The sequence below is a fragment of the Paraburkholderia domus genome, assembly GCF_905220705.1.
Lineage (GTDB): Bacteria > Pseudomonadota > Gammaproteobacteria > Burkholderiales > Burkholderiaceae > Paraburkholderia > Paraburkholderia domus.
Genome location: NZ_CAJNAT010000004.1, coordinates 153389 through 168464 on the forward strand (window position 1 = coordinate 153389; position 15076 = coordinate 168464).

Below are 15076 nucleotides of genomic sequence, written 5' to 3' on the forward strand. Positions count from 1 at the left end.
CTAGATGGCTCTCTGCTTTCATAGAATCGAATAGTTCTTATGGAAGCTAGAAACGGGCCTAATACCTTGAGTCTCTCACTCGAAATCGATCTGCTGCGTTCGTTTGTCGTCATTGCCGAAGTGCGGGCGTTGAGTCGTGCGGCCAACCGGATCGGCCGGACCCAGTCTGCGTTGAGTCAGCAGATGAAGCGCCTCGAAGAAATCGTCGATCAGCCGCTGTTTCAGCGAACGGGTCGTGGCGTGGTGCTGACGAATCCCGGCGAACGCCTATTGATCCACGCCCAACGCATTCTGCGATTGCACGACGAGGCGATGGCCGATCTGTCCGGCAAAGGGCTGTCCGGGACGATTCGCTTCGGCTGCCCGGACGACTACGCCGCCGTTTTCCTCCCGCATTTATTGCGTCAGTTCTCGAGTCAACACCCGCATGCGCTGGTGGAGGTCATTTGCGCGCCCACGCCACGATTGCTCGAACAACTGGAGATGCATGCACTGGACCTTGCCTTGATCTCGTTGCCGGAGGACACCCCGAATGAGGACATCATTCGCCGTGAACCGTTAGTCTGGGTTGGCTATGCGGGACTGGATTCCGCGCACTTCGACCCGTTGCCGCTGGCGCTTTCCGATCCGGACACGCTCGACCACGTGGCGGCTTGCGAGGCGCTGCAACGCGCTGGCAGGGCCTATCGCATCGCCTATGCGAGCAGCAGTCTTGCCGGCCTCACGGCGCTCGTCCGCTCTGGGCAGGCCGTGGCCGTTATCACACAGACTGCCGTCGCTCCGGATCTCACCATACTCAATGGCGATCCTGCGCTTCCGCCGTTGCCCACCGTAGGCATTGCTCTGAAGTTCGAGCGAGAGCGTCCTTCACATCTGACGACGGTATTCGCTGAGCACATCAAATTGACGCTGCCCTTGCTGTGAGCGAACAGGCTGAGGTACGAGCGTCGCTACCTGCAGGAAGCTCAACGGAATCGTGCAGCGTGGATCGCTAAGTGGGCGAAAGCGGAGATTCAGGCGGCCACCGGGGATGAAACCTTGCGAAGCTCCATAGCCGACGTTCAACTTCGCAGAGCTGACCTTCATAAGCTGGTCGGTGGCTTGCCAGTGAAAACCGCCAATTGAGCGTCAAAAGCACGCCTGTAGGCGGCCCGCGCTTCGCCGCGAGCGACATAGGCGGAGAGGTTCGGATATTCGTCCAGCAAACCCGATGCTTTCAACCTGAGTAACACCGACACCATCAACTCGACGTCGGGACGAAACGGCGCATCAATGCGGTTAATCGCCCTGCTCGCCATCAACCGACACCACCCGGCCATCCCCATCCTCGAAGCGAAGATGGAGCTTCTCGCCACTAAACGATAAGAGATATTTGCGTTGTACGCCGAATGCCGGAACCCGCAAGTCGACTACAAACCGCTGCCCGTTCAACCATGTTCCTTTCGTGGCCGTGATGTAACCTGCGGCGGGGCCAGATTTCAACGGCGAACCCCTGCGATATAGCCCATCAAGTCCGATCGGCTCGTCGTACTTCACCGAAGAAGTGGCCGAATCATGCGCATAGGTTTCGAATTCAACATGCGGATGAGGGTCAGTCAAAAACAGGCGAAGCGACCTTAGCTTTAGCGCGTTGTCAGGAAATTTGTAGGTCCTTCCCGAGATAGAGGAAGCAATCACAGGCGTTGGGCCAACGGCCGCAGGTTTTTCGACCGAGGCATCGTTGATCGCAATTGTGAGCAACTCAGCGGCGTTTACGTTTGGCGAGAGCGCCGAATCGGACTTGACCGCTGCGTAAATACCTTCGATCAGCGCGAATTGCGAAACGTATTTGTGAGCAGTCACCACCGCCACGACATCCAGATCCGGAAACACCGCTATGTTCTGGCCGTGCCAGCCATTTGCCATGAAGACGCGTCCGCCGGGAAATACCCAAAACAGGTTCGAGTAGCGTTGGTTGGGATCGTAGGACGCATGCATATTCACTGTCGGGTGACGCAGAACATCCGCCCAACCGGGGGGCAACAGTTGCCTTCCCTCCCATTCACCATGGTGCAAATACAAATAGCCAATCTTGGCCATATCGCGCGGCAGCAAGGCCAGCGTCGATCCTCCGATCGTGAGACCTTGAGGATCGCGGCCCCAGCGCCAAGTGGTGATGCCTAACGGAACAAAAAGCTTTTCCTTCGCGTAATCTTCGGCAGTTTTTCCCGTAAGCCTGGTAATGATCGCGGAAAGCACATGCGGATTGCCGCTGTTGTAATAAAAAGACTCTCCCGGTGGACGTGCCATGGGGCGATCAAGAATGAATTGAGTCCAATTGGGACTTCGTTGCAGATCTGCGACGGATTGTTCTGTGCCGCCCTCAAATCCCTCATCCCAATCAAACCCGGAGGTCATATCCAGGAGGTTTTGGACTGTTATGGCTTTCTTTCTGTCGTCGACGTTCGCGATGTGGCGATCGGTGAAAAAGTCCAGCGCGGGGTGATCGAGACGGTCGAGCTGGCCGTCCTTGTAGATCATTCCAACCAGCGTGCCGATAATTGCTTTGGTGCACGAGTGAATATCGTGCGGAGTGTCCGCCGTGTAGGGCGCGTAAGTGGCCTCTGTCACAATTCGCCCGTGACGCACGACGAGCAGACTGTCAAAGCTATGGCTTCCCCCAAAGTCGACCAGCGTGGCGAGTTCCGACGAATCCATGCCCTGTTCTTCCGGCGTGGAGGTCAGCCATTCTTTGGTCGGCCAAACAGGCTGAATGGCGTCCTGTGCCTGCGCAGTTCCATTGCCGAGTGAAGTCATCAGAACCCATAGGCCCAACGCAAGGCTTAAATGGAAAAGCGTTTTAGCCTGCATGAGCATCAACTCCACGTGATGAGTGACGGGTCGCCTTCTGACGATAATGCGCAAGCGCGATGCGACGTGCTCGTCTCATTGAACAAGCTTTCTCGCCTCCAACCATCAACCTGAGCGGAGACTACATCGGGTATGCCAACAGGTGCAACGGCGGGGCAAGTACCCTAGCGAAGTGCAGCCGCTACCGCCTCGTCAATCTGCACCGCAAAGCGCGCTTCAACATCAGGCACCGTGTAGCCAAGTGTCAGTTCCAGATGCGCGTCGCCTAGCGTCAACTGGACGAATGTCGCTGCCCGCAATGCAGCAGTCGATTCGTCAAATCGCTTTCGGAGAATTGTTGCGGCGAAGGCACGCACGACCTTTGCACCATTTTCGTAAAACACCTGGCCGAGTTCCGGAAAACGCGCGGCCTCGGCAACGATGGCCCGGTAAAGCCCCAGACTATCCGGCGTAATAAGGCTTCGTGCCATCACCCATCCCAACTCGTGCAACTCGACTTCGGGTGCGCCATCGGATTGCTCGCCCTGAGCGCTGGCAAGCAGCGCGCCCACCTGAGCGCACATCGCGCTCACCAGACCAACGAAGAGCGCCTCCTTCGACTTGAAGTGGCGGTAGACCGTCTGTTTGCCGACGCCGGCGGCCGAGGCGACATCGTCCATCGTTGCCAAACCGAAACCCTCGCGTAAGAAAACGGTTTTCGCGCCTTCGAGGATTGCAGATCGCTTGCGGCATTGCAGCGGGCTCAGGCCGGGGAAAGAAGAAGTGTGCATGCGAGATAAATAACAGATCATCAAGTAGTTGACAAGACTGGGCAGTCTCGTTTAGATTTGTCAAAACGAGACCGATGAGTCTCGTTTGTGTGACTATTCAACTTCGCAGGTATTCATTGGAGAACGCTTTGAAACTGTTCATTACAGGTGGTACTGGCTTCATCGGGCAAGCGGTCGCGCGCAAGGCAATCAGCCTCGGTCATCAGGTGACGGCGCTGGTGCGCCAGGACAGTTCGGCGGCCGCCAGCGCGCTGGCAGGTCTCGGTGTGAAACTGCATTCCGGTGACCTGCGTGAGCCAGAGTCTTTCGCTGCAACTGCCGGTGCCGCTGATGGCGTGGTGCACGCCGCGTCGACCAACGATGCTTCCGCCGCTGTTGCTGATGAGGCCGCGGTTGTAGCGATGCTTTCGCATTTGCGTCCGGGCGCGGCGTTTGTCTATACGTCGGGCACCTGGGTCTACGGCAATACGGAGGGGGGGCCCGCGACTGAAGCATCGGCGCTGAACCCGACACCACTCATCGCCTGGCGGCCTGCTGTGGAGCAACGTGTGCAGGCGCTAGCAGCAAGCCGCTCGATTGCCGCAGTGATCCTCAGGCCGGCGATGGTGCACGGCTACGGCGGCGGCGTCTTCGGCATGCTTGCCGGCATGGTCCGTCAGACCGGCAGTGTGAGGATCGTCGGCGATGGCCGCAACCACTGGCCTGCCGTTCACGTCGATGATCTCGCCACGGCTTACCTGAGCGCGGTGGAGCGGGCGGCAAGCGGGGACGATCGAGTCACGGGACAGATCTTCAACGTGGTCGCGGAAGACGCCGTTGCGGTTGCCGAAATGGGTGAAGCGATTCGGGCCTCGGTAGGCGCCGATCGCGTCGAACTCTGGCCACTCGACGATGCTCGCCAATCACTTGGACCGTTCGCTGACGCACTCGCGCTCGACCAGGCAGTAAGCGGCCAGCATGCCCGGCGAGTTCTTGCGTGGAAGCCCCATGGCCCCGGCCTGATCGCGGACCTCTCTGAACGAAAGCACTTTCAGCAAATCAACGGAGCATGACCATGGCGTGGAACAGTGCATCTTTCGAATCGATTCTCGTGATGATCGTAGCGGTTCTGTTCGCGATTGCTGGGGTGGTCAATCTCACAGGACGCGGCGCGGTGAAGCGCGACTTCGCGCGCTGGGGTTACCCGGCATGGTTTCATTTGCTCTGTGGCGCTCTTGAGCTGTTGTGTGCGGCACTTCTTTTTGGACAACAAACCAGAGTCCTGGGCCTGATGCTCGCCGGCGCTATCTTGGTCGCCGTGCTCTTCACGTTGCTACGAAACCGGGAGCCGTTCGGGCATCTCGCCCCTGCGCTGATCTTCTCGGGGCTCATTGTGGCTACCGTGGCGCTCCGCGGTTGAGGCTTGCTCGCCACCAGGCGAGCGAGCCCGGGACGCTAACAGGCCGCGCGGGCAATCCATGCTGCAGGTACTTGAAATACGCACACGGATAGCGGCATTGGAGCAACTCCAATTTGATCACGTGCGTCACGCGTTTGCTTTTTGTAGCGATAGCTGGGGGGCGAACCACGCAGGCCTCGGATTGGGGACCAGGACCCATTAGGGGTATTCCCGAAATCGAAATTCACCGTTGCGAACAATGCGCTTAATTATCAGCGACCGCTTTCGTAAACTGGGTATGAGCTGCTACGGACTCGATCGCGCGCTGTCGGCGCACTGTATGTCGTCAATACTGCGTAATGCCGGCCTGAGAAGACTTATTGCGCGCCACGAGCCAAGCGTACAACGACCGCTATGGAGAAATACGAATGGATCGTTTGCGTCGAAATTCCAGTCCAATCAAGGAGGAACGGGTCATGAACAAGGCAACCAGCACACTAATCGCCGCCGTCGCCGCACTCACGCTGTCGGGCGGCGCTTATGCACAGAGCAATAACACGCTGGCGACCCCAAGCACCGTGTCGCCGGCCGCCGTGTCGCCGGCCAATACAACGAGCGGCTACGGCACGCCTGGCGTCACCAATTCGGACAGCGGCATGAGCACAGCGTCGCCGAACTCGGGTCTGCCGAATAGCACGAACAATAGCGCGACGTCCCTCACCAACGCTCCCGGGAGTCACAACACGTTGGCGACCCCGAGCGTGGTGTCGCCGGCTGGCCAATAACAGCAATGTCATGGACGCGCAAATGCTGACGGGCGCGTGAGCAGTTAAAGCCGCGGTAGAGCGAGACATCGAGTCCCTCATTCGGCACCCATCGTAAGAAAGACCGCTGCCCTCACGGACAGCGGTCTTTTTTTCTCACTGACCTCTTCCCGGCAGCGGCTTGCGGCCCACCGACTGGTTGCATGCCATTAAGGTGACCGAATAACAGCGACTGACGACGCACGGTATGCCGAGGGAGGGGGCCGGCAGAAAAAAGGCACAAACAAAAAGCCGCGGTCGACGCCGCTACAATAGCGTTCGTGCGATGCGCCCGCCGCCGGGCCCGGCCTAGCTCGCACGGTGGCGACGCCTGCGGCGGCAGGCGCCGCGCTTGAGCCACCGCAGCGCGCTAACCAACCGGTCAGGCCAGACATGCTCGGCGAAGTGGGCTCGCCGACAATGGGGGGATCTATGCTCGACAAGGCGCTGCGTATCGAGGGCGGACCGGACTGGCATCACTTCCAGGTCCACACCGACAGCACTTTTGTCGCGGTACTGCTTGTTGCCGCTCTCCTGCTCGCGATTCTGCTGGCGAGCGCGATCTGCTACTACGTGACACGCTCGATCATGTTGATGATCGTTGGCCGCCTCGCACGCCAGGAGCGGCGCAAGTGGCTGCGAGCCGCCAAGCGCCATAAGGTCTTCCATCGACTCGCGCCGCTTGTGCCCGCGGCGATCATCTACGCGGCCGCCCCCCTGATTTCCGGACTCACGTTCCCGCTGATCGCATCGCTCGGACATCCACTGGCGATGCTCGCGGCCTGCTACATGGTGTACACGCTGCTGCGCGCGTCGCTCGCGTTCCTTGGCAGCATCAGCGAGCGCTACAGCCACTTCCCATCCTCGAGCGTGCGGCCGATCAAGAGCTTTTTGCAGATCGCCACCATCGTGCTGTACGTGATCGCGCTGATCGCCGTGATTTCGGTGTTGCTGGAGCGTTCGCCCGCATACTTTCTCACCGGTCTCAGCGCGATGACGGCGCTTCTCATCATCATCTTCCGCGATTCGCTGCTCGGCTTCGTGGCGAGCATCCAGCTCGCCGCCTACGACATGCTGCGGGTGGGCGACTGGATCGAGGTGCCCGGTTTCGTCGCCGACGGCACCGTGATCGACATCGCGTTGAACACGATCAAGGTGCGAAACTTCGACAACTCGATCGTCATGCTGCCGAGCTATGTTCTACTAACGAATAGCTTGAAGAACTGGCGTGGCATGACAGAGTCTGGCGGCAGGCGCGTCAAGCATGCGATTCATTTCGACGCCGACACCGTCCGCTTTCCCGACGAGGCGCTGCTCGCCCGGCTGCACGACGATGTCAACCGGCCGCTCGCCGCACTTGCGCCCGGTGATGCACGGCGCCGCACGAACCTGGGCCTGTACCGTCTCTATCTGACTGCTCATTTCCGCGATCACCCAGCGGTCCGCCACGACATGCCCCTCGTGATCCGCCAATTGCAGTCCAGTCAGCCCGTCGTCGCGCTGGAGATCTTTCTATACCTCGACGAAACCCGCTGGGAACCCTACGAAAACCTGCAGTCGGACATGCTTGACCATGCTTACGGGCTCGTGCCGTTGTTCGGCTTACGCTGCTGGCAGCAGGAATGCCCGTCATCCCGACAGCCCTAGCGGATGCTGCCCGTAAATTAGACGAAGGCTGAATGATCTTGAGCGATGTGACACAGGAGGTTGTATGAACCCGGTTTCCGATCTTTCTGTTTTATTGAAAACGTTGGAGCCGGTGCTTAATCCCGGCGTGTTTGTGTTTGCTTCGGTCAAGGACGGTCATGCCATTGACCCTAGTGTCATCGTTGCGTCAATCCGGGAGCCGGAGGGGTTGTCGGTCGTTACGAGTGAGACGGACGCGGCGACCAGCGGTTTGAACGCGTTGTTCAAATGCGCCTGGATTACGCTAACCGTGAATTCAGCCTTGGATGCGGTGGGGTTGACCGCAGCATTTGCCCGTGCATTGGGTAATTCCGGCATCAGCTGTAACGTGGTGGCGGGCGCGTACCACGATCATATTTTTGTTCCTCTCGAATCGGCACAGACGGCGATGCAGGTGCTTCATCAATTGCAGATGGATGGAGGGATCGCGCAGCAACTAGTAAATGGTGCTTAGCTTTCGGATTGGGAATCAAGAGGGTTGGCGTTAGACATGGACCGCCTATTTTGCGATATTCCCGCATCGGACCAATTCGATGCCGTATTGCAACTTTTGATTGGCCGGCGGCATATTTCATTGCAATACTACTGCCGGATTGCGCGTTGTTGAGCGCGGGGTTTCACGGGCGTTTTATTTAGCTGAATTTTTTCAGTGAACGCTGAGGAGCAAGCCGATAAGGCATTTTTTTTTGGATTCTTATGGTCAATGTATAACGCCGTGAGCGATATAAACCGCAGGTCTTGCGGTTGACATTGCGTTAGGCGCCTATCGAAAGGAAGGCATGAAAATGACACGCGTCCGAGTTGAAGGCTTTACCATTTCGCTTGACGGATACGGAGCTGGTCCGAGTCAAGACATGAATAATCCGCTCGGCGTGGGCGGGACAGATTTGCACCAGTGGTTAGTCCCGACGCGCACGTTCCAACAGACCCTATTTGGCGCCGACGGTGGCACGACGGGGATCGACGACGACTTCGCCGCGCGGGGCTTCAAGAATGTTGGCGCCTGGATTCTGGGAAGAAACATGTTCGGACCGATTCGCGGTTCCTGGGCCGACATGAACTGGAAAGGATGGTGGGGGGACAACCCGCCCTATCACCTTCCAACTTTCATCTTGACGCATCACGCGCGCGCGCCCATCCAGATGGAAGGCGGAACGACATTCTATTTCGTGACGGGCGGTATTCACGAGGCGCTTGACCGGGCGCGCGAAGCAGCCAACGGAATGGATGTGCGCATTGGCGGCGGAGCTAACACTATCCAGCAATATCTTCGTCCGGGCCTCATCGATGAGCTGCACGTCGCTATCTCGCCGGTCCTGCTGGGCGGGGGAGAGCGACTGTTCGAGGGGATTGACGCACGCGCTCTGGGATACGAATGCGTTCAGTTCGTTGCGTCGGAGAAAGCCACCCATGTTGTACTCCGGCGCCAAGGGCACAATGGCGGCTAACGACCGGTTGCAGCGGACGGTGCTGCCGCGCCGCCGCTGAACCGGAACGTTGTGGGTTTTTCTTTGTTTGAGGCGCCCATGTTCTTGCTGGATACCGCGGTCGCATTACGAGAAAACGCCCACGGCAGATCGGCAGATCGGCGGATCTGACGGCCACGAGCCGCCACTCACCGTCTGTTCGCTGGCCCCGCGATCGCCCGGTGTGCCAGTGCCCGCCTCGCTTTGCGGCCGATGGGCGCCGCAAAGCGCAAGCGGCTCTTCACTCGTGCGGCCAGAAAAAGGAAGTCATCTACGTCCGGTCGGCTATCATGCCTATCCTCTTCGAAGTAGCTCCTTATGATTTCCGTCCGTAATGTCACGCTGCGCCGCGGCGTCAATGTCGTACTCGACCACGCATCCGTCACTTTCACCCCTGGCGAAAAGATTGGCCTTGTCGGCCGCAATGGCGCCGGCAAGTCATCCTTCTTCGGCCTTCTCAACGGCACGTTGCACGAAGATGGCGGCGAGTTCTCGATTCCCGCTGCATGGAGGATGGGCCAGGTCGCGCAGGAGATGCCGGAGACCGAGCAGAGTGCGACCGACTTCGTCATCGAGGGTGACACCGTACTGCTGGCCGCGCAGGCCGAAGTAACCGCCGCTGAGGCGAGCGACGATGGTATGCGCATGGCGCACGCCTACATGGACCTGCACGACGCCGGTGCGCACGATGCCCCCGCACGTGCCCAGGCGCTGATCCAGGGCCTGGGCTTCAGTGCTGCGCAGCTTGGCCAGCCGGTCAACAGTTTCTCCGGCGGCTGGCGCATGCGACTGCAGTTGGCGCGTGCGCTCATGTGCCCGTCGGACCTGCTGCTGCTCGACGAGCCGACCAATCACCTTGACTTGGACGCGCTGGTCTGGCTGGAAGCGTGGCTCAAGCGCTACGAAGGAACCATGGTCGTGATCAGCCACGACCGCGAATTCCTCGACGCGGTGACGCAGGTGACCGTGCACGTCGACAACGCCAAGCTCGTGCGCTATGGCGGCAACTACAGCAAGTTCGAAGAGATGCGCGCTGAGCAACTGGTGTTGCAGCAGGCCGCAATGTCCAGGCAGGCGGACAAGATCGCCCATCTGCAAAAATTCATCGACCGTTTCAAGGCCAAGGCCTCGAAGGCGAAGCAGGCGCAGAGCCGGGTCAAGGCGCTCGAACGCATGGAGAAGATCGCACCAGTGCTTGCCGACGCAGAGTTCAACTTCGAGTTCAAGGAGCCGCTCAACGTCCCGAACCCGCTGTTGTCGATGCTGGACGCGAGCTTCGGCTACCCGGCGCCGACCGACGCACCGCCGGACACGCCGCCGACGGTCATCGTCCGAGGCATCAACCGATCCGTGCTGGCCGGGCAGCGCATCGGCATTCTCGGTGCCAACGGCCAAGGCAAGTCCACGCTGGTAAAGACGGTGGCGCACGAGCTGGCGCCGATTGCCGGCGAAATCAGCGAAGGCAAAGGCCTGAACATCGGCTACTTCGCCCAGCAGGAACTCGACGTGCTGCGTCCTCTCGATACGCCGCTGGAACACATGATCCGCCTTGCCAAGGACACGCCGGCGCACCTGCGTGCCCCCGGCCAGAGTGGCACCGAACAATCGCTTCGCACCTTTCTCGGCACCTTTAGCTTCAGTGGCGACATGGTCCATCAGGCGGTCGGCACGATGAGCGGCGGCGAAAAGGCGCGGCTCGTGTTGTGCATGATCGTGTGGCAGCGCCCCAACCTGCTGCTGCTCGACGAGCCTACCAACCACCTCGACCTGGCCACACGCGAAGCGCTAGGCATGGCACTTAACGAATTCGAAGGCACCGTGATGCTGGTCAGTCACGACCGGTCCCTGCTGCGCGCGGTATGTGACGAGTTCTGGCTCGTCACCAAGGGTGGCGTCGAGCCCTTCGACGGCGATCTGGACGATTACCAGCAGTTCCTGCGCGACGAAGCCCGTCGCATGCGCGAGCAGGCTGCCGGGGAGCAGAAGGTCATCGCCTGAGTTAACGCCCTGGCAGTTCCAGTTTGGAAGCTGCCATAGCGCTGCTCCGCGAGCCGAGCCGAAGCCACGCAGGGAAGCATGGGGACACGCGAAATTTGAGTTAGGCCGCTCGAGAGCGGCGGAAATAGTTCGCAGTATGCTGATTGCGCGAGGCAGTGACCGGCCATGCAGCGTCATTCGCTTGCTTAATTGCATGGGCATCATTCAAACGGTGACTCCGTTTCAAAAAACGCTGTCTCGATTGAGACTGTGAACGTATGAGCCATGTCGGTCTATCGTGAGACGAAGTCCGCGCATACACCACTATGGTTCATAGGACGTGTGCGCTAGCGCACATAAGATGCCGAAGGCGTTAAAAGTTAGGTTGAAACTTTCGGGAAGTAATCCATACTTCCAAACACCCTTCAGGCAGCCAGTCCGTCGTTCGAGGTAACGACAATGCGGCGGACCCGAAACAGCCTGCCCTCTATCCTCCCACCGCCAAGGGAGTTCACCATGATTTCCGCTCCATTCACGCGGCGCGCGTTCGTTCAAGGAACCGCGTCGGCAATCGCACTTGCGTCACTCCCCAGGCTAGGCGTCGGAGCGACGCCGACCGTAATCAGGCTAGAGTGGCAAACGTTCAAGACGACGCCGCACTATGCATCGTATTTGAACGCGGTTAAAACGATGAAGGCCAATACTAATTCCGCCAAGCCCGCGTCGTGGCAGTACTGGGTCAACGTTCACCTCAATTATTGCCCTCACGATCTGCCGTACTTTCTGACGTGGCATCGTGGTTATATCTATTATTTCGAGGAGCAGTTGCGAACCGTATCCGGCGATAGCGGCCTGATTCTTCCCTACTGGGATTACTACACTTATCCCGTCATGCCGTCGGAATTCACGGATACTGCCAGTGGCAATCCGCTCTACGTTTCGCGAGTGAACACGAATGTCTATCAGGCGCTCTCTCTGAGTCCGTTCGGAACCAGCGTGACAAACTTTCAGCGCGCCCTGAGCAACGCATTCGAAACCTTGCTGGAGAGCGTGCCGCACGATGCGGTGCACGACATCATCGGCGGTGATATGGGCGACATTACGACGGCCCCGATAGATCCGATTTTCTATTTGCATCATTGCAACCTCGACCGCTTGTGGAACGCGTGGTCGCTGCGCTCGACGAGCAAGGTACCCGCGGCGAACAATAGTTACTGGAACGGTAGCTTCACATACTCAAGCGGTCTGACAATGACGAAGTCCCTTACGCGCACGACGAAGGGGCTGGGCTACGACTATGCCAACGACAAGATGCCCACCGTATTGCCGCCACAGGCGCGTGATGGGAGGATTATTCGTGTGCAAGGACAGACCATGCCGAATCAGACGCGCCCGGCAGTAGCCGCATTGACGACGACCCCGCCGCGCACCGTGTCCTCCACGCGTGAGTCGTTGGGGGGCGTGACGAACGTGTCGCTAGGCACCAACTCCTTGAGCGCCGCCATTCCGCTTCAGGCAACCAGCACGAACACGCTGCAGAGTGTGCTCACAACTTCGCCTGCAGTCGGTCTAGGCAATTCGTCAGCGGCAACAACTGCGAGCCCACTGGCCGCGACTCCGGCCACGAAGTTCCCGTACGTGAAGCTCGTTCTCGATGGCGTGGCCCTTGCGAAGGCGGCCAAAGCCGGGGGGTTCTTCTATAACGTGTATATCAATTTGCCCGCTTCCGTAGACGTGAATGCCGCAGGGGCGCTGTACTTCGTCGGCACGCTTGGCTCTTTCGAAATTTCGACCGCGGCACATCACGGCATGAACATGATGAACTACGACGTGACCGATCTGCTGGCGCAGCAAGGTGTGAATAAACTGTCCCAGATCGTGGTTTCGTTCGTGCGTATCAATGCTGCCGGCTCGCCGAGCGGCAACGCGATCGCTATTCAGGAGATACGAATCGAGCTAGGCACGGATGCGCCATAGTGGATCGAGCCCGCGGCTACAATGGGTAGAGGACAACGACGCAGGTTGAAAGTCTCGAAGCGACATGCGCTCGAAGTCTCGCGGCGACTGGTGCGATCGTCGTTTCGCGGTTGGAGTAACGCGCGTCTTCGGAATCGACATCAGCGGCGGCATGGCCACTGGGTCCTCGCGGGCTTGCTATCGCGCTGTGCGGGCGCTTATCGATGAAGCAACATTGCCATCTTGGCAAGAACCAGCTTCATCATGAGCGACATCGGATAGCGCGAGTAATAGGGAACATCGGTTGGAATTGTCCGGCCGTCGGTTTTGAACTTGGTGCAAATGCGCATTTGCACCGGCAACACATCATTCTTGCATCGGGATCGATACAGATCCACCCAATGTTTGCCATCATCAAAAGCGAGAAGCATTGCCGAATTACAGCAGGTCGCGATCACTCGATTCGTCGCAGAGCCTTCTCTGATCTTGTGATATCTCAACAGTGAGGTGCCTTTCAGGCACCTCACCCGATCCTTCCGATATACGAGGTATGCCGTTCCTCCATCCGGGTCTTGAACCGAGGTCGCATGGGGTAGTGACTCAATCTGTCGAGCTCCTTCCTGACAATCGTCGCAGTAGCAGATGACGCTGGTAATCGGTGCGCCGATAGCCTCATAGGTGACCTGCCCACACACACAGTCAATCGTCGCCATCGCCCGAGGTCTTTTATCCATTCGCTATTCCGCTACGTTTCGCGCCGGCCAGTGGCTAGTTTTAGATTGTGAAGCATGCTGCAAAGTACAAGATTTGGTGCACTACGTAAACTGGCTTCCATGCAGCTTGATGGCTCAGCCATCGGGAAGAATCGCCGACCTGCCGTGAGATGCGTCAGACGGGCGACCATCGTGGCGTGCATTATAGGCACGAGGACCATGGTCTCTCATGAGTCTGCAATTTCCGGCGTGCCGAGTCTCCGCTGCCGGGAGAGGTGACGGACCGCCGCAACCAGCTGTCGCGCCACACTAGATGGCCAACAAAGCCTTAAGCAAGAGGTGACTGCACGATCACGCCGTACCATCCCAATCCGCGATAACTCTCATACCCTGGGGTAGCGGCGAACGATACCGTACGGCCATCAGTCAGTTGATAAAAACCTGCTGGACGGCCGTCGGTTTTCAGACGGAACTGTTCGTCGAGCACGCCTTTATCGTCCGAACTCGCAATTACGCGATGCGACGCATTGACGATCATGCAGCGCGTGCGGCGCCATTCTTCCTCCGTGAGCCGCACGCCTTTAACGACCGCCGACGCCTGTGGCGCCCAGTCGAAAAAAATCACCAGCGCGCCGAGCGGCTTGCCGTCGACCGCGCCGTTTTCTCGGATCGCTGTCGCATAGGTTGCGACGTGCGCGTGCTTCAGAAGCGGCAGCGCCTCGATATCGCCCGCAACAAAGTCCGCGCCCGAAGGCGTTTTCATCGCATCTCGAAACCAGCCGGCTTCAGCGACATTGCGATCGTGCACCGCATATAGATCCGGCCGGCCATTCGCGATCACATTGCCCGCTGCGTCGACGATCCATAAATCGCGGTACACGGTATAGCTGTCGAGAATCACCGACAGGCGGCGCGATGCATACGCCCGCGTTTCAGCGCTCTTATTGGCGAGACAGTCGACTACCGCGGAATCGGTCGCCCACCAGCGCACGTCGCATGAGCGCTCGTACAGATTGCGGTCTATCACGTCGATCATGTTCAGCGCGAGATCGGCGCACCGCTGACCCTCGTGCGAGCGCAGCCGTTCGATCATGCTGTCGCCGAGATCGGTCAGCTTGGTCAGCGAGCCCGCGAGTTCGCGATTGAGCACCGTGGTGATTTCGCCGATCCGCGCGGATACATGCTTGACCTGATTCGCCACGACCGCGAAGCCACGGCCCGCATGGCCGGCGCGCGCTGCTTCGATCAGTGCGTTGAGTGCGAGGAAAGTGGTCTCGCGATTGATGTCGTTGATATCGGAGATTTTGCCGGTGGCGAGCTTCTTGACGTGATGCGTCAATTCGACGATTTCGAGCGGATTCGACATGGCGTGGTCCCGTTGTTTGCAATGTTGTGGCTACATAAAAGCAAGCATTGGGCCGGGATGGTCCCTCGGGCAGCACAGGCGTTGTCATGCACCTCGCAAACGTTTGGTGAT

14 protein-coding genes are annotated in these 15076 nt (G+C 59.0%); 9 read left to right on the forward strand and 5 right to left on the reverse strand.

From position 1 onward, the window contains the following. Positions 1–39: 39 nt before the first annotated feature. Complete coding sequence (locus KHO31_RS10920) at positions 40–924, forward strand: LysR family transcriptional regulator (protein ID WP_201074504.1); 885 nt, start codon at positions 40–42, stop codon at positions 922–924. Between the two features lie 158 nt (positions 925–1082). Here KHO31_RS10920 and KHO31_RS10925 read toward each other — a convergent pair whose 3' ends face one another. The 3 genes from KHO31_RS10925 to KHO31_RS10935 all read right to left on the reverse strand — a co-directional run bounded on the left by KHO31_RS10925 (position 1083) and on the right by KHO31_RS10935 (position 3641). Continuing rightward, the gene (locus tag KHO31_RS10925; protein ID WP_407945931.1) at positions 1083–1298 is read right to left on the reverse strand and encodes a glutathione S-transferase family protein; all 216 of its coding nucleotides are present in this window, start codon (positions 1296–1298) and stop codon (positions 1083–1085) included. Beyond that, positions 1279–2850: a serine hydrolase domain-containing protein gene (locus tag KHO31_RS10930; RefSeq protein WP_211623283.1), complete on the reverse strand. Its 1572-nt coding sequence runs from the start codon at positions 2848–2850 to the stop codon at positions 1279–1281. The genes KHO31_RS10925 and KHO31_RS10930 overlap by 20 nt, the downstream gene beginning before the upstream one ends. 164 nt (positions 2851–3014) lie before the next feature. Then, positions 3015–3641, reverse strand: a complete 627-nt coding sequence (locus tag KHO31_RS10935) for a TetR/AcrR family transcriptional regulator (RefSeq protein ID WP_328822718.1) — start codon at positions 3639–3641, stop codon at positions 3015–3017. 107 nt (positions 3642–3748) lie between these two features. Here KHO31_RS10935 and KHO31_RS10940 point away from each other — a divergent pair, with 107 nt between their 5' ends. From KHO31_RS10940 to KHO31_RS10975, 8 genes are all read left to right on the forward strand, one after another. Beyond that, entirely contained in the window at positions 3749–4672 is a 924-nt protein-coding gene (locus tag KHO31_RS10940) for an NAD-dependent epimerase/dehydratase family protein (RefSeq protein WP_211623287.1), read from the forward strand. A gap of 2 nt (positions 4673–4674) precedes the next feature. Continuing rightward, positions 4675–5019 carry a DoxX family protein gene (locus KHO31_RS10945; protein WP_201074511.1) on the forward strand — a complete coding sequence of 115 codons (345 nt, stop codon included), beginning with the start codon at positions 4675–4677 and terminating at the stop codon, positions 5017–5019. Between the two features lie 455 nt (positions 5020–5474). Further along, entirely contained in the window at positions 5475–5783 is a 309-nt protein-coding gene (locus KHO31_RS10950) for a hypothetical protein (RefSeq protein WP_211623288.1), read from the forward strand. Between the two features lie 411 nt (positions 5784–6194). After that, entirely contained in the window at positions 6195–7448 is a 1254-nt protein-coding gene (locus KHO31_RS10955) for a mechanosensitive ion channel family protein (protein WP_236071180.1), read from the forward strand. Positions 7449–7512: 64 nt separating this feature from the next. Continuing rightward, complete coding sequence (locus KHO31_RS10960) at positions 7513–7941, forward strand: ACT domain-containing protein (protein WP_211623290.1); 429 nt, start codon at positions 7513–7515, stop codon at positions 7939–7941. 331 nt (positions 7942–8272) lie between these two features. After that, positions 8273–8935, forward strand: coding sequence for a dihydrofolate reductase family protein (locus tag KHO31_RS10965; protein WP_211623382.1), 663 nt, complete (start codon positions 8273–8275; stop codon positions 8933–8935). A gap of 336 nt (positions 8936–9271) precedes the next feature. Further along, positions 9272–10951, forward strand: coding sequence for an ABC-F family ATP-binding cassette domain-containing protein (locus KHO31_RS10970; protein WP_201074525.1), 1680 nt, complete (start codon positions 9272–9274; stop codon positions 10949–10951). A 669-nt stretch (positions 10952–11620) separates the two neighbouring features. Next, the gene (locus KHO31_RS10975; protein ID WP_211623292.1) at positions 11621–12907 is read left to right on the forward strand and encodes a tyrosinase family protein; all 1287 of its coding nucleotides are present in this window, start codon (positions 11621–11623) and stop codon (positions 12905–12907) included. A 197-nt stretch (positions 12908–13104) separates the two neighbouring features. On the opposite strand, the gene KHO31_RS10980 is transcribed toward KHO31_RS10975, so the two are convergent. Together KHO31_RS10980 and KHO31_RS39825 are read right to left on the reverse strand one after the other, a co-directional pair. Then, entirely contained in the window at positions 13105–13620 is a 516-nt protein-coding gene (locus KHO31_RS10980; RefSeq protein WP_201074529.1) for a GFA family protein, read from the reverse strand. A 307-nt stretch (positions 13621–13927) separates the two neighbouring features. After that, positions 13928–14965: a methyl-accepting chemotaxis protein gene (locus tag KHO31_RS39825; protein ID WP_211623294.1), complete on the reverse strand. Its 1038-nt coding sequence runs from the start codon at positions 14963–14965 to the stop codon at positions 13928–13930. Positions 14966–15076 lie beyond the last annotated feature (111 nt).